General features: G+C 56.1%; 14 protein-coding genes and 2 pseudogenes. 5 read left to right on the top strand and 11 right to left on the bottom strand.

Annotated elements, in window-relative coordinates; genetic code table 11:
• Nucleotides 1-112 precede the first annotated feature (112 nt).
• Both ENI00_RS14560 and ENI00_RS14555 read right to left on the bottom strand, forming a co-directional pair.
• Complete coding sequence (locus tag ENI00_RS14560; RefSeq protein WP_304103970.1) at nt 113-808, bottom strand: ATP-binding cassette domain-containing protein; 696 nt, start codon at nt 806-808, stop codon at nt 113-115.
• Between the two features lie 84 nt (nt 809-892).
• Nucleotides 893-1,297 (bottom strand): hypothetical protein, encoded by a 405-nt coding sequence (locus ENI00_RS14555; protein ID WP_304103967.1) that lies wholly within the window; start codon nt 1,295-1,297, stop codon nt 893-895.
• 146 nt (nt 1,298-1,443) lie between these two features.
• Between ENI00_RS14555 and ENI00_RS14550 the strand changes: the two are divergent.
• Nucleotides 1,444-2,220, top strand: a pseudogene (locus tag ENI00_RS14550) (IS1380 family transposase); the annotation flags it as partial.
• Here the strand turns inward: ENI00_RS14550 and ENI00_RS18790 are convergent.
• On the bottom strand, nt 2,126-2,578 hold the full coding sequence (locus ENI00_RS18790) for a LysR family transcriptional regulator (protein WP_414674263.1): 453 nt from the start codon (nt 2,576-2,578) through the stop codon (nt 2,126-2,128). The pseudogene ENI00_RS14550 and the gene ENI00_RS18790 sit on opposite strands and share 95 nt — an antisense overlap.
• Before the next feature lie 40 nt (nt 2,579-2,618).
• On the opposite strand from ENI00_RS18790, the gene ENI00_RS14545 reads away from it, so the two are divergent.
• Nucleotides 2,619-2,930 (top strand): hypothetical protein, encoded by a 312-nt coding sequence (locus ENI00_RS14545; protein WP_304103965.1) that lies wholly within the window; start codon nt 2,619-2,621, stop codon nt 2,928-2,930.
• Nucleotides 2,931-3,095: 165 nt separating this feature from the next.
• Here ENI00_RS14545 and ENI00_RS14540 read toward each other — a convergent pair whose 3' ends face one another.
• Nucleotides 3,096-4,088 carry an AraC family transcriptional regulator gene (locus tag ENI00_RS14540; protein WP_349740429.1) on the bottom strand — a complete coding sequence of 331 codons (993 nt, stop codon included), beginning with the start codon at nt 4,086-4,088 and terminating at the stop codon, nt 3,096-3,098.
• 519 nt (nt 4,089-4,607) lie between these two features.
• Here ENI00_RS14540 and ENI00_RS14535 point away from each other — a divergent pair.
• The 3 genes from ENI00_RS14535 (at nt 4,608) to ENI00_RS14525 (ending at nt 10,474) form a co-directional block, all read left to right on the top strand.
• Nucleotides 4,608-5,783 carry an efflux RND transporter periplasmic adaptor subunit gene (locus tag ENI00_RS14535; protein WP_304103962.1) on the top strand — a complete coding sequence of 392 codons (1,176 nt, stop codon included), beginning with the start codon at nt 4,608-4,610 and terminating at the stop codon, nt 5,781-5,783.
• 79 nt (nt 5,784-5,862) lie between these two features.
• On the top strand, nt 5,863-9,045 hold the full coding sequence (locus tag ENI00_RS14530) for an efflux RND transporter permease subunit (RefSeq protein ID WP_304103960.1): 3,183 nt from the start codon (nt 5,863-5,865) through the stop codon (nt 9,043-9,045).
• On the top strand, nt 9,038-10,474 hold the full coding sequence (locus ENI00_RS14525; RefSeq protein WP_304103958.1) for an efflux transporter outer membrane subunit: 1,437 nt from the start codon (nt 9,038-9,040) through the stop codon (nt 10,472-10,474). Before ENI00_RS14530 ends, ENI00_RS14525 begins: the two co-directional genes overlap by 8 nt.
• A 182-nt stretch (nt 10,475-10,656) precedes the next feature.
• Here the strand turns inward: ENI00_RS14525 and ENI00_RS14520 are convergent, their stop codons facing one another.
• From ENI00_RS14520 to ENI00_RS14490, 7 genes and pseudogenes are all read right to left on the bottom strand, one after another.
• Nucleotides 10,657-12,063 carry a hypothetical protein gene (locus ENI00_RS14520; protein ID WP_304103956.1) on the bottom strand — a complete coding sequence of 469 codons (1,407 nt, stop codon included), beginning with the start codon at nt 12,061-12,063 and terminating at the stop codon, nt 10,657-10,659.
• A gap of 173 nt (nt 12,064-12,236) precedes the next feature.
• Nucleotides 12,237-13,214 (bottom strand): DUF6282 family protein, encoded by a 978-nt coding sequence (locus ENI00_RS14515; RefSeq protein ID WP_304103953.1) that lies wholly within the window; start codon nt 13,212-13,214, stop codon nt 12,237-12,239.
• Nucleotides 13,215-13,295: 81 nt separating this feature from the next.
• Nucleotides 13,296-14,498, bottom strand: coding sequence for an alpha-hydroxy acid oxidase (locus ENI00_RS14510; RefSeq protein ID WP_304103950.1), 1,203 nt, complete (start codon nt 14,496-14,498; stop codon nt 13,296-13,298).
• 37 nt (nt 14,499-14,535) lie between these two features.
• A complete protein-coding gene (locus ENI00_RS14505) occupies nt 14,536-15,519 on the bottom strand; it encodes a 2-hydroxyacid dehydrogenase (RefSeq protein ID WP_304103948.1) in 984 nt (327 codons plus the stop codon).
• Nucleotides 15,512-16,450 (bottom strand): dihydrodipicolinate synthase family protein, encoded by a 939-nt coding sequence (locus tag ENI00_RS14500; protein ID WP_304103945.1) that lies wholly within the window; start codon nt 16,448-16,450, stop codon nt 15,512-15,514. The genes ENI00_RS14505 and ENI00_RS14500 overlap by 8 nt, the downstream gene beginning before the upstream one ends.
• 47 nt (nt 16,451-16,497) lie before the next feature.
• Nucleotides 16,498-17,619, bottom strand: a complete 1,122-nt coding sequence (locus ENI00_RS14495) for a mandelate racemase/muconate lactonizing enzyme family protein (protein ID WP_304103942.1) — start codon at nt 17,617-17,619, stop codon at nt 16,498-16,500.
• An 11-nt stretch (nt 17,620-17,630) separates the two neighbouring features.
• Nucleotides 17,631-18,749, bottom strand: a pseudogene (locus ENI00_RS14490) (tripartite tricarboxylate transporter permease); the annotation flags it as partial.
• Nucleotides 18,750-18,897: the final 148 nt, after the last annotated feature.

Raw genomic sequence — 18,897 nt, 5'->3', positions numbered from 1 at the left:
CCTTGGCTTTCAAATAACGATAATAGCAATCATTATCATTAAGGCAAATTAAATCAGAGGATTTATTGCAATTAATGAGGGCACTAAGGCGCGCGAGACAGTCCCGAGAGATTTATACGCTCACCCGGGCCACCGCATCGCGGCTAGCCGCTTCTCGCTGTTCGCCGGTCAGCTCTACCAGCCGCCCCTGACGCATTTCCAACAGCCGGTCGGCTTGGTCGAAGTAATGGTCGTCATGGCTGATCACCACCAACGTCTTGCCCAGTGCTCTAAGCTGCGGCAGTAGCTCGCGGTAAAAGACCCTACGGAACTGCGGATCCTGGTCCGCGGCCCACTCATCAAGCAGCAACAGATCACGCTCTTCAGCAACCGCCAGCAGCATTGCTAAACGCTTGCGCTGCCCCTGGGAGAGGTTGATATTAGTGATGCGGTCACCATCAAGGTCCAGCGTATGCTGCATGCCCAACTTAATCAGCCAGTCCTCCACCGGGGCACTATCCGGCGAATCGCCTGCAGGACCGATCAAACGGTCAAAAAGATGCAGATCCGTGTAAATGGCGGAAAAATGCTGGCGATAGCTTATCCAGTCTTCCTCCCGAAGCGGCCTACTATTAACTCGAACATCGCCACTCTGGGGCTGATAAAGCCCAGTTAAAAGCCTCGCCAAGGTGGACTTGCCACTACCATTGCCGCCGATCAGAAACACCACTTCGCCGCGTTTCAAGGTTAGGTCGATAGGGCCAATGGCAAAGCCCGGCCGAGCCTCCTCATATGGGTAACGATAGGTGACCTGCTCCAGAGTTAACACCTGCCAATCATGGCGGCGCGAGGAGTGCCCGAACGCCTCGCGATGCTCTGCTAGATCTAAGGCGCTAATCTTGTCAAACGCTACTCAGGCATTGATCAAGGGTGGAAAAGCGCCTATCGCTTGAATAAGTGGCATACGCAGAAACAGCAGCGTAAGTGAGAAGGTGGCGGCTACCTGCGCCGATGCCCAACCCAGACCGTTGGCTAAAAAGAACACCACGCCGATGGCACCCAGCATCATGATATTGAACCAGTTCACCGCGCTGAGATGGTAGGTATCCCCGCGAATGATATGGTGCCGATACTCTGCAGCATTAGGGGTATAGACATCACGATATAACTGCTGGGCACGGTCGCGATTTAGTGACAGTTCTTTACGCCCCTCAATTACCGACTGGTAATCCGCATAAAGGCGGTCCTCAGTCTCACGCAACTTGGCCATATGCCGATAAACTCGAGCGACCAGACGAATGCCAATTAAAACAGTCATGATCACCCAGAGCGCAATGACACCGAGCATGGAAGGTGAGAGCAAGCCTAGCCCGAATTTCTCATGGGAGGCAAGAAATAATCGGCTTAAAGTGTAATAATTTCAAAATCTTACAAACTAAACTCACACTAGAAGTCGCTTCCAAAATGGTCCCTCAAAGACTGATCTTTACGCCACTCTCCCGTCGCAAAATTGAAGCCGATTTCTCCGGAGGCCACATCACCTCCGATGCCGGTCTGTTGTTATTGCGCGAAGTCGATAAACAACACCGGTTAACCCAGCGACTGGCTGAGACGCAAACCGACCAACGGGATGCCAGCATGATTCGTCACCAACTCGACACCATGGTCCGGCAACGGGTCCACGGTGTGGCGGGCGGATACGAAGACCTGAACGACCATGAAGCATTGCGCTTTGATCAGGCGCTGCAAACGGCGACAGGCGAGACCTCGGTTCTGGCTGGCAAATCCACGCTCTGCCGAATGGAACCGGCGATGGACCGGCAAACCATCGTGAAGGCCCATGAACTGCTCTGGCAGCACTTCATTGAACAGCACGACGGGCCGTCAAAAGAAATCGTGCTGGATTTCGACGGCACCGATATCCCGGTGCACGGCGACCAGCCAGGTAGGTTCTTCAACCGATACTACGATCACCACTGCGACTTCCCGCTGTATGTTTTCTGCGGGCGGCACCAGCTAGTGAGTTATCTGCGCACCAGTAATCGGGGGGATGCCCGGCACAGTTGGGCCATTCTGGCGCTGCTGGTGCGACTCATCCGGCACTACTGGCCCAGCACCCGCATTGTGTTCCGGGGCGATTCCCACTTCAGCAAGTCCCGGATCCTGGCCTGGTGTGACCGTAACCAGGTGGATTACATCGTGGGCATGGCCCGCAATCAACGCCTGAAAGCCCTGGCGGCGCTTTCCGGAGTTCTTTTATTAAACCGCCTACAATGATTTTCTGGGTGTAATCGGTTGCCGAGATCACCAATGTTCTCTCGACATGATCCGGCGCCGTCGAGTCAGGTAGCGGAATCGTATTCAGGTGATTGAGCACCTTGTAGATATGGGGCTCAATGAGCTTGGCATAGGGCGTAGGCACAACGCCGTGTCCAGTGCGCACAAACAGACGGTCTCCCAGGATTGCCCTTATTTTCTTGAGCTGAAGGCTGGTTGCCTGCTGAGAGACACTCAAATACTCCGCCGCCGCAGAGATGCTGCGGAACTTGTATAAAGCATTGAGGGTTCGGAGGTGATGAAGTTCAATCTTGTCGATCATGCGCGTTTCTCGCCATGTAAAAAACTCATGAAATTCAAGCATGGATCAAACCTCACAAGATACCCACCCTGAAAATCAGGTAAAAAGCGAAACTGGCAGCCTTCAGCAGCTATTCCCTGTTGAAACCCGGGCTCAGTCTTTAGCTAAAGAGTTGGCCTATTTTGGTATTCACGTTACAGCCGTTGCGCACTGCGAAAATATTTTAAGTTGGAGCGCCAGATGCCCAAAAGCCATCTTTATATATCGAGTTACTGGAAAATCGGCAGCACCGAAAATGAACACAAGGTTGAGAAACAAGCGGATGCACAGGCAATGCAGCTCTGACTCTATTGTTATTGCGCGAAATGGATGAACAACACGGTTAACCCACCGACTGGCCGAGACTCTGAGCGATCAGCGGGATTCCAGCATAATCCGTCAGCGGCTCGCGACCATGGCATTCTGGTCGTCATTGTAGTGCTTGAAGCGGGGCATGGTGATGATTCCCTGCCCGTTTTCTACAGCCTCAACGCCGCATTCAGGCTGGCGCCGCCAGGCCTTGCTCACCACGCAACTTGATGACATCTGCGCGAGGCGGTGTGCCGAACAGGCGACTGTATTCTCGGCTGAAATGCGAAGGGCTCTCGTAGCCCACCCGGTAACTGGCTGTGGCGGCCTCCAGCCCCTCCGACAGCATCAGGCGCCGAGCCTCATGCAAGCGCAGCTTTTTCTGGAACTGTAACGGTGACATGCGCGTCACCTGCTTAAAGGTGTGGAATAGCGCGGACTCGCTCATATTCACTTCTTCCGCGAGATCTTTCACTCTCAGTGGCTGGGTATACCGGTTTTTGAGTACGGCGATCACTCGAGACACCCGGTGAACCTGTGAGTCAGCAACCGCAAATTTGCGCATTTTGGCTCCCATTTCACCGGTCAGCGCCCGATAGATAATCTCCCTGCGCACCAGCGGCGCCAATACGGGGATATCCTGCGGCGAACCCAGAAAGCCTGTCAGGCGGATTACCGCATCCAGCATGCCCTTGTCCATCTGGGTCAGACAGAGACCACAGCTTCCTTCTGAGCACGATTCTATCTCTGCTTCCAGCGGCATCTGACTGCCCATTTCCAGCACAAGGTTGCTGAGCTCTTGCGGGTCAACATCCACTTTCATCGCCAGATAGGGTTCATCGGGAGACGCATCTACAATGCGACCAAGAACCGGCATATGAACCGAAGACACAAAATAGGATAGGGGTCCATAAACCAGTTCCCGGTCACCAAAATTGACGGTCTTCGTGCCCTGCACAATAAAGCCAAGAGAAGGATCATAGATGGATGAAACGCAGCTCGTCTGCGTATCAGACCGGAACACCGTCAGACCGGGAATAGCCGTTTCCTGGACCTGCTGGTCCGAAGCCAGACGCTGGATATTACGGGCAAGCTGGAGCCGCATGGCTTCCAACTCAGTATCCGGGCCAGCCGGATTCATCATGGGAAAATCAAGGTTACTGCGAATACTGGTATCGAGCACGGTTGGTCTCCTGCCGGTCATCACGCCCCAAAGCGGGTTTCAGTATACGCAACGCCCGCCTGCACGAGCGATTTACCTTCAAACTTAGCAGAAATAGGCAATCACCTGACAGAAACAGGCAACCGATTTTTTCAACTGCCTTATGTTGGTGCAATTTGCAGCAAATAATCCAGCAGGCACCGGAATGAGACGGCTAAATTCAGAGACACTCCCCGATCGGCATGAGCCGTTGATAACCATCATATTACTGCAATAACGTGCATGTTTCAGGCACACACCGCGAAACAGGAATTTCGTTGTAAATCCCATCTCAGGCGCTTTACCGGTTCACGAGCATTGGACACCAAGCCATCCTTACCTTTTCCCTTATGGAGAAATGGGCAATCACTGCGCAGAAACCGGATACCGCGTTCACGCCGCCAGCCTCTACATTAGCCCTACGTCATGGATTGAATTTCTCGAATCTATGCCGACCCACAATGTTTAACGGAAACCTCTATTTCCAGGAGAAAATGCTTCATGGACTCACGTAAAACAGGAGCCCGTACCTCTTACCTCTCTGTTGCCCTGCTTATGCTTACGATCGTTGGTCTGGCGGGCTGCGAAGTCCATAGCGAAGAAGCCGCAGCAGCACCGCCACCCCCGGCGGTGGATGTTGCACAGGTCAAGCCGGAATTCATCACCCTGTGGGATGGCTTCACTGGCCGAGTCGCAGCACCGGAAAGCGTGGAGCTACGCCCCCGTGTCAGCGGCTATATCGATAAAGTGGCGTTCAAGGAAGGTGAACGGGTCAAGCAGGGAGATTTGTTGTTTCAGATTGACGCCCGCCCCTACCAGGCCCGCGTCAATGCTGCGAAAGCTGACCTGAGTCGTGCCCGGAGTCAACTCGAGCTCGCACAGAGTCAGGCGAAACGCGCCCAGCATCTGCTGCAAAGCCGAGCGATTTCCAAGGAGGAAGCCGACCAGCGCGCGTCCTCCAAGGCGACAGCCCACTCTGCGGTACTTGCCTCCGCAGCAGAACTGGACAGTGCCCAGTTGAATCTGGACTACACCAAAATCCGCTCGCCAATCAATGGGCGCGTCAGTCGGGCCTTCGTAACACGCGGCAATCTGGCCTCTACGGATCAGACATTGCTCACTCGGGTTGTCTCGATCGACCCGGTTTATATCTACTTCGAAAGCGACGAGGAGACCGCGATGGCCACATTGGGCCGGCTTGGTGACGGACCACAGCCCACCGTTAAAGTCAGCCTGACCGGAGACAACGGGTTTACCCGCGACGCACAGGTTGACTTCGTCGACAACCAGCTGGACGCCCGCACCGGCACGCTGCAATACCGTGCCGTCATGGCAAACCCTGATGGGCAGCTCCGCCCCGGTCAGTTTGCCCGGGTGCAAATGCCGGTTGCGGATCTGGATCAGGCGCTGCTGGTAGATCAGAAAGCGGTGCTGACGGATCAGGATCGCCGTTACGTCTATGTGGTGGGGGATGACAATACCGTCAGCCGTCGCGACATTCAGCCCGGCCGTCGCTCCAACGGCCTGATAGTTGTCCGTGAAGGGCTCAAGCCCGGCGAGCGCATCATCGTCAACGGTGTGCAGAAAATCATGATGCCCGGCATGAAGGTATCGCCAGAGTTGGTCGCAATGCACCCGGACGCACGCGAAAAGGCCCAGATAGCCCGCGCGCAGTAGCCCGCGTCCTCAAGACAGATTTTCCGATAGCCAATAGATCTGGCGTAGCCCCTACGGGCTTCGCCCTGGGAGCACTTGCATGAATATTTCCCGATTTTTCGTAGACCGACCGATCCTTGCGTCGGTTCTCTCTATCATCATCTTCGTGGTGGGGCTGATCAGCATTCCCGGATTGCCGATCAGTGAGTACCCCGATGTCGTGCCGCCCAGCGTACAGGTTACTGCGCGCTACCCAGGTGCGAACCCGAAGATGATCTCCGAAACTGTCGCCACGCCGCTGGAGGAATCCATCAACGGCGTGGAGGACATGATTTACATGAAATCCGTGGCCGGTAGTGACGGGACTCTGGCCCTGACCGTAACCTTCAAGTTGGGGACCGATCCAGACCGCGCCCAAGTGCAAGTTCAAAACCGCGTTACCCAAGCGCTGCCACGATTGCCGGAAGACGTCCGTCGTCAGGGGGTCACCACAAAGAAACAGTCCCCCAACCTGATGATGGCGGTGCATCTTTTGTCGCCGGATAATACCTTTGATGCCACCTACATCCGCAACTACGCAGTACTGCATATTAAAGATGAATTGGCGCGGATTCCCGGCGTGGGTGAAGCTGGGTTATTCGGGTCGGGCGACTACGCCATGCGCCTGTGGATAGACCCGCAGCGTGCCGCGGCCCACGGCATTACCGCTAACGATATCGCAACAGCAGTGCGTGAGCAGAATATCCAGGTATCGGCCGGTCAAATTGGAGCTCAGCCGATGCCGGGCACCAACGACTTCCTGATTTCCATCAATGCCCAGGGCCGCCTGAAAAGCGCGGACGAGTTCGAGAATATTGTCCTGAAAACGGATAATGACGGCCGGGTGGTGCTCCTGCGGGATGTGGGCCGGGCAGAGCTGGCCTCTTCCCAGGATTCCCTGCGCGCCCTGCTGGATGATAAGCAGGCCGTAGCCCTGCCCATTTTCCAGTCTCCGGGCTCCAATGCGCTGGATGTCTCGGCCGCCGTTCGCGCCAAGATGGCAGAGCTGGCCGACCAATTCCCCGAGGGTCTGGACTGGGAAGTCGCCTACGATCCTACCGTCTTCGTAAGTACATCAATCAAGGCGGTCATCACCACCCTGTTGGAAGCCGTCGCACTGGTCGTTCTGGTGGTCATTCTGTTCCTGCAAACCTGGCGCGCCTCGCTGATTCCGTTACTGGCGGTACCTGTGTCGATCGTCGGCACGTTTGCCGTGCTGTCCGCGCTGGGTTTTTCCATCAACACACTGACGCTATTCGGCATGGTTCTGGCTATCGGGATCGTGGTGGATGACGCCATCGTGGTGGTGGAAAACGTTGAACGCAATATCGAGGAAGGCCTGGAACCCGTCGCCGCCGCACACCAGGCGATGCGAGAGGTTAGCGGCCCCATTGTGGCGATCTGCCTGGTGCTGTGTGCGGTGTTTGTCCCCATGGCGTTCCTCGACGGTATTATCGGCCAGTTCTATCGCCAATTTGCCGCCTCTATCGCCATTGCAACCGTTATCTCAGCGATCAACTCGCTGACACTGTCACCGGCACTGGCGGCTACGCTGCTCAAGTCACGGGATGCCAAGCCTGATATGCCGGCCCGTATCATCAACACGCTCTTTGGCTGGCTGTTCCGGCCCTTCAACCGATTTTTTAACCGCAGCGCTAGCGGATACGAGAGCTTCGTCAAGCGCAGCCTTCGTACCCGGGGGCGGGTATTTGTGATCTACCTCCTGATGCTCGGTGGAACCTTCTATATGTTCAACAAGGTGCCTGGCGGCTTTATTCCAACACAAGACAAAACCTACCTGATAGGCAGTATCCGGTTGCCCGAAGGTTCGTCACTGGACCGTACCGAAGATGTCGCCCGCAAGGTCAGTGACATCGCAATGAGCACCGAGGGCGTCTCTCATGCTGCTGCATTTGTTGGCTTTAACGCCTTGCAAGGTACGAATACGCCGAACATCGGGACGGTCTTCATCCTGTTCGACGACTTCGACAAACGGGACAAGACTGCTCAGCAAATTGCCGCTGAGATCAACGGCAAGCTGGCCGGGATCAAGGAGGGCTTTGCGATAACCTTTATGCCGCCACCCATTTTCGGACTTGGCGCCGGATCAGGTTACTCGGTCTATGTGCAGGATCGCGCGGGCGCAGGCTATGGCGTCCTGCAAAATGCCACCAACCAGCTGGCGGGTGCACTGAGCCAGGAACCCGGGCTGAGTTACCCGTTCAGTTCCTATCAGGCCAACGTACCGCAACTCGATGCAGAAGTGGACAGGCGTCAGGCCAAGGCCCAGGGGGTCCAGCTGGATGACCTGTTCGGCACCCTGCAGTTCTACTTCGGCTCACTCTACATCAACGACTTTAACCTGTTCGGACGCACCTACCGGGTCGTCGCACAGGCGGATGCGCCCTACCGGGATGATGTCAGCGATCTGGAACACCTGTTCGTCAACAATGACCGGGGCGACATGGTACCGCTGAGCTCTATGGTCACGCTCAAGCGAAGCTTTGGGCCCGACCCGGTGATCCGCTACAACGGCTATCCCGCAGCAGACCTGATTGGCCAATCGGACCCCAGCATCCTGTCCTCTGGCGAGGCGCTGGCGGCTGTTGCCAAGGTAGCCGGGAACACCCTGCCCCGGGGCATGCATATCCAGTGGACTGATCTGAGCTTCCAGCAAATCACCCAGGGCAACGCTGCGATGATTGTGTTCCCACTGGCGCTGTTGCTGGTTTTCCTGGTACTGGCTGCGCTCTACGAGAGCTGGGTGCTGCCGCTGGCGGTCATCCTGATTGTACCCATGTGCATGCTCGCCGCCCTGTTTGGTGTCTGGCTGACCGGCGGTGATAACAACGTTTTCGTTCAGGTGGGGTTGGTGGTTCTAATGGGACTGGCCTGTAAAAACGCGATTCTGATCGTCGAGTTTGCCCGCGAGAAGGAAATGGAGGGTATGGACACCATCAGCGCCGCACTGGAAGCCTGCCGCCTGCGGCTACGCCCGATCATCATGACTTCAATCGCCTTTATCGCTGGCGTCATTCCGCTGGTACTGGCCACCGGTGCCGGCAGCGAGGTGCGCAATGCCATGGGCGTCACCGTGTTCACCGGTATGATCGGCGTAACCCTGTTCGGTCTGCTGTTGACGCCAGTGTTCTATGTCGGGCTGCGCATGCTAACCCAACGCAGCAAACCGGAACCTGAAACCTATGCGGCACTTGACGATCATTCGGGAGAAGATCATGCATAAACACTTACGGCTGATGTTTATCCTACTGCTGTCAGGCTGTGCGGTGGGGCCAGACTACCAGGCGCCTGACCTGCAGACACCTGAACGGTTCAGCGAGTCATCCGGAGTAGCGGCGTTCTCAGCGACCGATGAAGCCCGGTTCTGGGGTGGTTTTGACGACCCTATGCTCGCCGACCTAATCCAGGACGTCCTGAACGACAACCAGGATTTGCAAGTGGCCCTGGCTCGCTACCAGCGCGCAAACGCCCTGCTGGGCGGGCGCAAGAGCGAGCAACGACCAACGATCGGCGTTAGTGCATCGGCCACATCGCAACATTTGCCGGCCGCCCAACGCACACCATCCGGGTCTGGCAATGCCAACGTTGAACGGTATGAGGTCAGCGCCAACGCCAGCTGGGAGCTTGATCTGTTCGGTCAGCTCCACCGAGCCAGCGAGGCCCAGGCGGCCCGACTCGACGCCGCGGCGTCGGAGGTCAACGCTTTGCGGGTCTCTCTGGCCGGTGAAGTCGCCGCCAGTTACTTCGAGCTTCGAGGCCTCCAGCAGCAGTTGGCCGTGGCCCGGGATAACGTTCGCATCCAACGGGATTCTCTGGACATCGTTCGCTCGCGGCTGGCCGCCGGCCGCAGCACTCGCTTCGATGCCCGCCGCGCGGAAGCACAACTGGAGCGCACTCGCGCCGCCCTACCCCAGTTTGAGGCGGAGGTGCGGGTACGCATGCACCGGGTTGCCGTGCTTACCGGTCGCGCACCCGGTGAATTAATCTCACAGCTAGCCGCGCCAGAGCCACTGCCCTCGGCCCTGCCGGTGATTCCGCCAGGCACCCCGGGGGAGGTGCTGCGGCGGCGCCCGGATATCCGCGTTGCCGAACGGCAGCTAGCGGCAGCCACGGCCAGTATCGGCGTGGCGACAGCCGACCTTTACCCACACTTCAGCCTGAACGCCCTGATCGGATCCGTCGCCATCAATGGCGGTGGCCTGTTCACCGGCTCCGCGGAAACTCGTTCAGCGGGGCTGGGAATCGACTGGTCGTTCCTGAACTTCGGCCGGGTCCGTTCCCGGATCGATGCGGCAGGCGCCGATGCCCAGGCTGCACTAGCCAACTATCGGCAGGTCATTCTCGACGCACTGGAAGAAACCGAAAACCGCCTTGTACGGTACCACCGCTCCCGGCAGCGGGCCGAACGACTGGCCGCCAGCGCTGATGCCGCACGGGATGCCGCCAAACTGGCGCGCATGAGGTATGAGCAGGGTTACATCGGTTACTTCGAAGTATTGGATGCGGAACGGGAACGACTGGATAGCGAGAACACTCTGGAGCAAGGGCGCACCGCATCGGTATTAGCAATGGTAAATCTCTACCGGGCGCTGGCCGGAGCCCCGGGGCGAACTCGTAACGACTTTGCAGCGATTTCTCAAGCCACCGAGTAAAACCTTGAGCAAGGTGACGGCCTCGTGGAGAGCTCCGGATCTGGTTGCACACCGAGCCCACCGACATGCGCAAATCGTGAAGATGCCCTATTTTACGGCTCCGGGCTCTTGCCTGTGGGCCAAGTGCCCGGAGCAGTGGTAACTGGACTGGTTCAAAAGAGATTCAGTATCGATAAGGACGGTCAAAGGATATGGGAAAGCGATAGCGCCCAAAGGGTTAGCGCAGCGCCGGCCGCGAGGATATACATTCCGTTCCAGCCCAAACCAGCCCTTAGCGGTGACACTCCGCCCAAGGAGGCAGCCAGCATGACGGACGCTGTGTATGGTGATGTTACTCCGCTCAGCGCCCATCCGGATGTAATCGCCACGACCAGCGCCGTAGGTGGAATGCCCATAACCTCTGGCGAAGGCAAAATGGGCACCAGCAGCGAAACGGCGAGGATTGGATTCATGCCCAGTTGCCCTGTAATAGGGATCACCCAAACCATCGCTGCAACAATGATCCAGGGCGGGATCGTTGTCAGGTCAAGCCCTTGTGCCTGCATCAATGGCACCAACAAAAATGCTCCCAAACTGCCAATAAAACCCGCCATGAACAGTAAGACGATCTCGCCGCGATAACCGGGCAATTCGCGCGTGACGAACAGTAGGGCGCGCTTTTGGATGTTAGCGCTGCGCGTAAAACCAACCGGGGGGCGCTGCATTGCGATCCACAGAATGGCAATGACCGGAATCAGCGACATGACCGCACCGATCACCTCGACTCCCGTAAGGGCATGCAACAGCGCGACGCCGACCAGCACAAGACCCAGCAGCACCAGCAATGGACGCAACTGAGCCAACCATCGCTCTGTTTCCAACGGACGCGTCTTCAATGTCCCTTGCGTCTTGTAAAGTGCGTCCAGACCCCATCCGATCACCAGCATCATCAGCGCGCTGACCACCCCCGGCAGGGCTGTGGCACTCCAGCTTGCACCCGGCACGACGGATATACTGATGATCATCGAAAACCCCAGGGGCGACCAGCACAGGGTGGACGCAAAGCCTCGCTGGATCGCAATCATCATTCGGCGGGTGCGTTGCGTGCGGATGTGGGGGTCCGGCTCGCGAGCAGCACTTTCGGTTGCCAAGGTCCCCAGCAAGGATATTGAACCATAAAGCAGGATCAGCGCGAACAGATGCCCGCCGATGGTCAGCGCGGTGTAGCGCAACCCTGAACGCTGTCGTGCAAGAAAACGCCCGCACTCGACGATTGCCGGCGCGCTAATGGCGGCGTTACGAATTGCCGCCAGGGCAGTGAACAACGCCATCACCATTGCGCCGCGCTGCGCCGCTACCGCTGTAGCCGCCACCCACCCCGTATTCGTCAGCGCGGCCCAAAGTACCAATGCGATCGCAATCAGCACGAAGACAACCCGAGAGGCGCCAACGCCAAAACTGAAAATAGCGACTGCAATCAGGGCCAGCACCGAAGCCGCCAACGCGAATGCGGAATGGCCGGTGTATTCGAATGCGATCAATAAAAAGACTACCCCGGTCGGCAGAAAGCCAGCCAGGGCAAAATAGCGCGAGGGCTTTGAGATATTCATTCAGGCCGTTCGATTTCCGTCACATGCATGGTAAACCCAGACCTAGTTCTGCCGGAAGCCTAAGCGATCGGCACGACACTCGCCCGATCATAGCACCCTCAGGGGAGAGCTAACGCAAGCTACAAGCCAGGAATTTTGCCCAGGTGTAGCTTGCAGGGCCTCTGTGCCGCCAGTTAGTCCAGTCCGAGTAGTTGTGCAGGATTCGTCCGCGCCATGATGTCGATATCCGCTTTGCTGACACCGGCCGCCCGCATGCCCTCGATCATTTGCAGCATTCCATCCGGTGGGATTGGATTACCGGTCTGCCCAAGATCACTCGCGAGGATGAAGTGTTCAGATCCGACCTCTTTGACGGCCGCGGCCATCTGTCCGATCGAAAGTGGCTCCCAGTCACGGAGCCAATTCAGATGCGCTGTTGGCGTGCGCAGATGATCGAGATAAACCAGTTCTAACAACGCACCCATCCCGGCCACTTCTTTGAGTTGCTCTATGTTCAGCCCGGGGACTTCCGACATTGCGTGAGTGATCACGATTTTGGAAATACCCATCTCCCTGGCTCTTCGAACTACCGCCAGTACCTCTTCGGGAGATACATGGCCTGTCGCTAAAATCAGATCATGTTCTTTGATAGCTTGAAGAACCGCCTCCATCTCGGCGCTGACTTTTCCGCCGGACGCTACGCTGATGCCGTCATCCTTGTTATCGAATGTGGCGCGGTTGTATGCAGCATCGCGGGTGGGCAGCCATACCACTTTACCCCGACTGCCGGACATACTGGCCATTGCGTTCACAGCGTCAACGTTCAGACCACCCACGGGTCTGTTCAGAGCGATGCCTCCGAAAACCTTGATACCAGGTACCAATTGCTGCACCACGCCAGCACGATCTGCAGTCATCGTCGCGTGATTTTTCAGCACGACGGCCCGCATTCCACTGCGGGCAGCCAACTGTGCCAGCTCCACATCATTGACGCTGCGCGAAGACACGTCCGGAGCCGTGTGCACGTGGAAATCAATCGTGCCCTCAAGCGGATTCTCTTCGTTTGCCGCGACTTGCGCTTGCGTTGCAAAGCTGCAGAGAGCAAGGACGGTTGCTACCAGACTCCGGCAGACAACACGGGTTGGTGTAACAGTCTCTTTTAGTGTTTTCATGACGCTTCCCTTTTTGTTGTAACTTGTTTGTAAAGTAAGCATTACTGATAGGCTTGCCGTCACCCTCTATTCAGACGGCGGTTATTGAGTTCCCTCGCGCTCAACCGCAACGAGGGGTCGTCCGTCAGGCAGGCACATTCGCTCAGCGTTCATGTCCTCTACCCGATTTATCCCAAGCAGAGCCATATTCCGTTTGATTTCTGCTGAGAGCAGTTTCACAGCGTGGCTGAGACCCGCCTCGCCCGCATAAGCCGCCGCGTAATTGAATGGGCGCCCAACAAACACGAAACTGGCCCCTAGCCCCAGTGCCTTGAGCACATCGCTGCCACGCCGAAACCCACTGTCGATCATGACCGGCACGCTGACAGTGTTTACAATGGCACTCAAAACATTCATCGGTGCGATGGCCCCGTCGAGCTGACGTCCACCATGATTGGAGACTATAATGGCATCAGCACCTGCAGCCTCCGCCTTGATGGCATCCTGAGGGTGCAGTATGCCCTTGACTATCAGTTTCCCGAGCCAAAGCCTGCGAACGAGAGCCAGTGACTCCCAGTTCAAGTGGCTTCTCCCAGAAAAGTCCCGGTTGACGTTTTTTGAAATTACCGGGATGCCGCGTGTTGCGTAGTTGTTCTCGAAATGCGGTATACCGAAATTTATCAGTGTTCTGATGAAGGTGCCAAATAGCCACCGTGGTCGCAGCAAACCATCCAGAAGCAAACGCAGACTTGGTCTTAACGGCGATGAGAAACCGCTACGGACATGGTTTTCAGTATTGGGCGGAACCGGGTAATCGACCGTGATGACCAGGTTCTTGAATCCCGACGTCTTAACGCGTGCAAGCAGCGCTTCGATACCCGCATCGTCACCGGGTAAATAGGCCTGAAACCAATCCGTGCCATTCGGTCCACTGACATCTTCCATGGGAATCAGCGAGGTCCCACTCATAATCATTGGGATGTTGGCTTTAGCCGCTCCCTCAGCCATCACCTTGTCCCCACGATAGGCCGACAATGCACTGATCCCCATCGGGGCAATGCCAAAGGGCGCAGAGTAATGCTTGCCAAAAAGCTCTGTTTGCAATGAAACTTTTGAGACATCAACCAGCGCTCTGGGCAAGAAGCAATAATCATCGAATGCGTGCCGGTTGGCGTGCAGCGACTTGCAATCTTCTGCGGCGTTGGAGACATAACCGAAGATAGGGCGTGGAAGATGCGCCTTTGCAGCGTTTTCGAAATCCTGTAAATTTAGAATCGAGGCCAACCGCCTACGCTGATAACTCATCCATTAATCCTTATTCTGTTTCTGGGATCTGGCTGGTTCAATGTTTAGCGGCCAGAACCTGCTCATTGACCGCACTCTTCGGCCATTCGCCTTGCAACGCCAGAATCAGGTTGTCCACTGCGAGTTGAGCCATCGCCGCACGGGTTTCGTGGGTAGCTGAGCCAATATGGGGCAAAGCGACAACATTCGTCATCTGTAGTAGAGGAGAGTCCCTGGAAACTGGCTCTTCCTCGAACACATCAAGACCAGCCCCGCCAATTTGACCTTCGTTTAACGCGTCAATGAGCGCAGCTTCGTCAACAACCTTACCTCTGGAAATATTGATCAAGATCGCCGACGATTTCATTTTCCTGAACGCTTCGGCGCCAATCAGCTGATGGGTTTCGGTCGTCAACGGCACACTGATGCAGACGAAATCTGACTGGGCCAAGAGTTCATCCATGTCGCAGCGCTGGGCGCCGAGCTCTGTCTCGAGCGCTGGCTTGGGGGACGAGTTGGAATAACGAACGCGCATACCAAAACCGAGCGCACCACGCCGGGCAACGGCTGCACCTATACGCCCCATACCAATAATGCCCAACACTTTACCGTGTACATCAAGACCAAACAGCGGTTTGTCGATATGCCCCAGCCAGTTACCCTGCTTGACGAGCTCGGCCAACTCCACCACACGACGAGCGGTCGCCATGATCAGCGCAAAACCAGTGTCAGCCGTTGTTTCCGTTAGAACATCCGGAGTATTACAGAGCAGTATTCCCCGTTGGGTGAGTTCATCCAGAGGAAGATTGTCATAGCCTACCGAAATCGTTGAGATCACCTTAAGATGGGGAGACTCGTCCAGAAGTTGCCTGTTTATGGTGAGTTTTCCGCCTATAAGCCCGTGAGCCCGGCGCATCGCCTGGATATACGCCTGCTCATTATCGGGCCCCAGACTATCGAAACAATCGACATGGAACAGCTGACGTAATTGCGCCAGATGATTTTCGTCCAGACGACGCACGGCAACAACGCGTTTATTCATCTGCTACACCCTCTCTGGACTTCAGCTCCGGCATCTTAAAGTGTTCTGCATCCAGTAGAGCGAAAAGCTCTCTACTCGTGTCGTCGCTGAGCTCGACCAGAGGCGGCCGGGTGCGACGCCAGTCTGTTTCGCCACTATAGCGCCCGGTGGTTGCCTTAAGAGCAGGAATCATCGGAAACTGCTCGAATATATCGCGGACGCGGTTCAAACCGGCTTGCTGTTCATCCGCATCAGGTTCCTGCCAGGTCTCCCCCAATTTGGCTACTGCCCTTGGATTGACGTTGGCCGTAGCACTGATGCAGCCAGCGCCGCCTGACCTTAGTGTCGCGAGTAAAAAACGTTCACTACCGGCGTAGACCTGAAAGCCTTGTCCAGAAAACTTATCTATCAAGGCCTGGGTATTTGACCAGTCACCGGAGCTGTCTTTGATGCCGGCAACGGTGGACGGATAGGCCGTGATGAGGCGATCAACCAACTGCAGGCTAATCGAAACCTGAGCAACAGGCGGGATGTGATAGAGATAAACGCGCAACCGAGCATCACCGATGCGTTCAATCACCTCGCCATAGTAGCGAAACAACCCTTCGTCCGAGACGCCTTTATAGTAGAAGGGCGGAAGCATCAGCACACCAGCACAGCCTAGCTCAACAGCACGACGGGACAAGGTCACCGTATCATCTATCGTGCAGCTTCCAGTGCCCGGCATGAGCCGATCTGCCGGGATGCCGGCAGCCACGAGAGCCTCCAGCAGGCCCACCTTCTCGTCTACGGTCAGCGAATTGGCTTCCGAATTGGTACCAAACACCGCCAGACCAACGCCTTGAGATAGTAACCAGCGGCAATGATTTACCAGGCGACCTACATCCGGACTGAGATCACTACCGAAAGGGGTAATCACGGGTGACCATACATTTCTTGGTGACTTGGACATGCTTAACTCCTGCGAAAATAGATAAAGAGTCCAAAGCTATCGACCTATCAGCTCCAGGAATCAGTTGCATAGCGTGCCAGCGCATCTTCATCGAACCCGAATCCCAGGCCCGGCGTCTGGGGCAAATTGAGGCGCCCATTATCAAATTCGAGCTGGGTATCGATGAGTTTGCGGAAGTTCAGTACCTCACCATCGGCGAAAAACTCCACCATCGAGGCGTTTGGCGTAGAGGCCACCAGATGAATATGCAGGTCGTGAAACCAGTGAGGAAAGATCTCAACACCGTAGCTGGCTGCGGTGGCAGCAATGCGTCGGAACTCGGTAATGCCGCCACACACGGCCGCATCCGTCTGTAAAATCATGGCGGCCTCTTTATCGAGCAGTTCCTTGAAGCGCCAGCGCCCAGCCTCTATTTCACCCGTTGCCACCGGTACCGGCGTGCGCGCGGCGAGTCGACGATGATTGTCGATGTCATCCGGGCTGAACGGCTCCTCGATCCAGTACGGTGAATACGGTTCAGCCATACGCATAAATCGGAGCGCCGATGGCAGGTCAGTCCATGCGTTGTTGGCATCCAGCATAACCAAAACATCCGAGCCCACGGCCTCACGAACCGCTGCCAGACGCGCTTCTTCTCCGGCCAGGTCTTCACGGCCGACCTTCATTTTGACGGCCTTGAAGCCCTTCGCCACATAGCCTTTCATTTCCTCCGCCAGTTTTCCCGGCGTTTTTCCTTCAAGGTAGTAACCGCCGCTGGCGTAGGCCGGCACACTGTCGGTTTCGGTAGCGCCGAGAAATTTATAGAGCGGCAGATTGGCAGCCCGCGCATTGCGGTCCCATAGCGCCACGTCGATGATGCTGATTGCCCGCATGACAGAACCAGTACGTCCGTGCAGAAGCGACTCCTGATACATCTCCTGCCAGAGCCCTTCAACCCTGTGGGTATCCTCTCCGATCAGAATCGGGCGCAACAGATCCCTCACGGCTTGAGTGACTAACGCACCTGCGTTGTTTCCGCCGTAGCAAAAACCAATGCCTTTCACTCCGTCGTCACCCGTCACTTCGACCAACGCATATTCACGTTTGAGCACTTGGCGATTCGAGAAGCTGGTTGGATTAATAAGTGGGACATTCACAGTTCTCGCCCGAATCTCGGTAATACGTGCCATTACGATTCTCCTTAAAGTTGTTTTTGGTGCTCAGTTTTTGCAGATCGCTGACGACGTAACGTTTTGATCCAACCGAACAAGGGGGTAGCCTGAAAAACAGACAAGGTGGCGATGCACAAGAGCACGATGGCAATTGGACTATCCAGGAAGACCGCAAAGCTGTGATTGCCGATCAACATCGACTGATGAAAACTGTTCTCCATCACCGGCCCCAGGATCAAGCCAATCACCATGGGTGCTGGCGAAACGCCAGCTTTACTAAGCCAGTAACCGAAGAGTCCAAAACCCAGCATCAGACCAACATCAAAGATGCTGTTGTTGATGGCAAAGGAGCCAATAATGCACAAGGTAATGATGGTACAAGCGACGAATGCATCAGGTACTTTGGTCACACTGACGCATGCCTTGGTGAACATCAGTCCAACCAGCAGCAAGCCGACGTTGGCGAAGATGACCGCCCAGATCAGTGTATAGGTCACATCACCGTAATCGGTCAGCAGATTGGGGCCCGGCAGAATGCCCTGCACCATCAAGGCCCCGAGCAGAATAGCCGTAGAAGAACTGCCGGGAATGCCCAGCGCAATAGTAGGAATCAGCGCGCCGCCAACCACCGCGTTATTGGCAGACTCTGGCGCCGCAACCCCAGCAATGTCACCCTTGCCAAAACGGCTCTTGTCTTTGGCAAACCGTTTGGCTTCGTTGTAGGCAAACCAGCTGGCTGTATCGCCGCCAGTTCCGGGAATAACACCCACAATGATGCCGATACATCCTGACCGTAGAATATTGGGCATCAATTGCTTGAGTTCACGAAAGCTGGGGATCAAGCGATCGGTTATTTTGCTGGCGATCTTCGCGACTCCATTGGATTTCTCGATCAACCTCAGCGCTTGTGGAATGGAGAACAGTCCAATCAACGCCACCACGAACTCAATCCCGGAAAACAGGTTGATCTGGCCAAAGGTCATACGTGGCGTCCCAGTGAGAAAATCCATTCCCACGGTGCTCACCAGTAAACCCAAAGCGCCAGACAGTAGCCCACTGATCATCGAACCCTGGGCAAGCGAGCCGATAATAGTGATACCCAGCACCGCAATTGCGAACATTTCCACCGGACCGAACTCAAGCACGACAACGCCTAGGGAGACTCTGAATAAGTCTCAAAATCAGCGATAATACGGCCATCGTCAACCGCATAGGATTCGTTGCCATCATGGATCAGATCACCTTCTCCGAAGCCGAGTACCAGACCAAGAAGCGCAAGACGCGTCGTGAGATCTT

This window comes from Marinobacter antarcticus (assembly GCF_011049865.1).
GTDB classification, from domain to species: domain Bacteria; phylum Pseudomonadota; class Gammaproteobacteria; order Pseudomonadales; family Oleiphilaceae; genus Marinobacter; species Marinobacter antarcticus_A.
This window is presented reverse-complemented; position numbering and strand designations above follow the sequence as displayed.

What these genes read in the sequence shown, in the direction of transcription:
- ENI00_RS14555 (WP_304103967.1), bottom strand. Translation starts at nt 1,297, where the DNA reads ATGACTGTTTTAATTGGCATTCGTCTGGTCGCTCGAGTTTATCGGCAT.
- ENI00_RS18790 (WP_414674263.1), bottom strand. Translation starts at nt 2,578, where the DNA reads ATGATCGACAAGATTGAACTTCATCACCTCCGAACCCTCAATGCTTTA.
- ENI00_RS14545 (WP_304103965.1), top strand. Translation starts at nt 2,619, where the DNA reads ATGGATCAAACCTCACAAGATACCCACCCTGAAAATCAGGTAAAAAGC.
- ENI00_RS14535 (WP_304103962.1), top strand. Translation starts at nt 4,608, where the DNA reads ATGGACTCACGTAAAACAGGAGCCCGTACCTCTTACCTCTCTGTTGCC.
- ENI00_RS14530 (WP_304103960.1), top strand. Translation starts at nt 5,863, where the DNA reads ATGAATATTTCCCGATTTTTCGTAGACCGACCGATCCTTGCGTCGGTT.
- ENI00_RS14525 (WP_304103958.1), top strand. Translation starts at nt 9,038, where the DNA reads ATGCATAAACACTTACGGCTGATGTTTATCCTACTGCTGTCAGGCTGT.
- ENI00_RS14520 (WP_304103956.1), bottom strand. Translation starts at nt 12,063, where the DNA reads ATGAATATCTCAAAGCCCTCGCGCTATTTTGCCCTGGCTGGCTTTCTG.
- ENI00_RS14515 (WP_304103953.1), bottom strand. Translation starts at nt 13,214, where the DNA reads ATGAAAACACTAAAAGAGACTGTTACACCAACCCGTGTTGTCTGCCGG.
- ENI00_RS14510 (WP_304103950.1), bottom strand. Translation starts at nt 14,498, where the DNA reads ATGAGTTATCAGCGTAGGCGGTTGGCCTCGATTCTAAATTTACAGGAT.
- ENI00_RS14505 (WP_304103948.1), bottom strand. Translation starts at nt 15,519, where the DNA reads ATGAATAAACGCGTTGTTGCCGTGCGTCGTCTGGACGAAAATCATCTG.
- ENI00_RS14500 (WP_304103945.1), bottom strand. Translation starts at nt 16,450, where the DNA reads ATGTCCAAGTCACCAAGAAATGTATGGTCACCCGTGATTACCCCTTTC.
- ENI00_RS14495 (WP_304103942.1), bottom strand. Translation starts at nt 17,619, where the DNA reads ATGGCACGTATTACCGAGATTCGGGCGAGAACTGTGAATGTCCCACTT.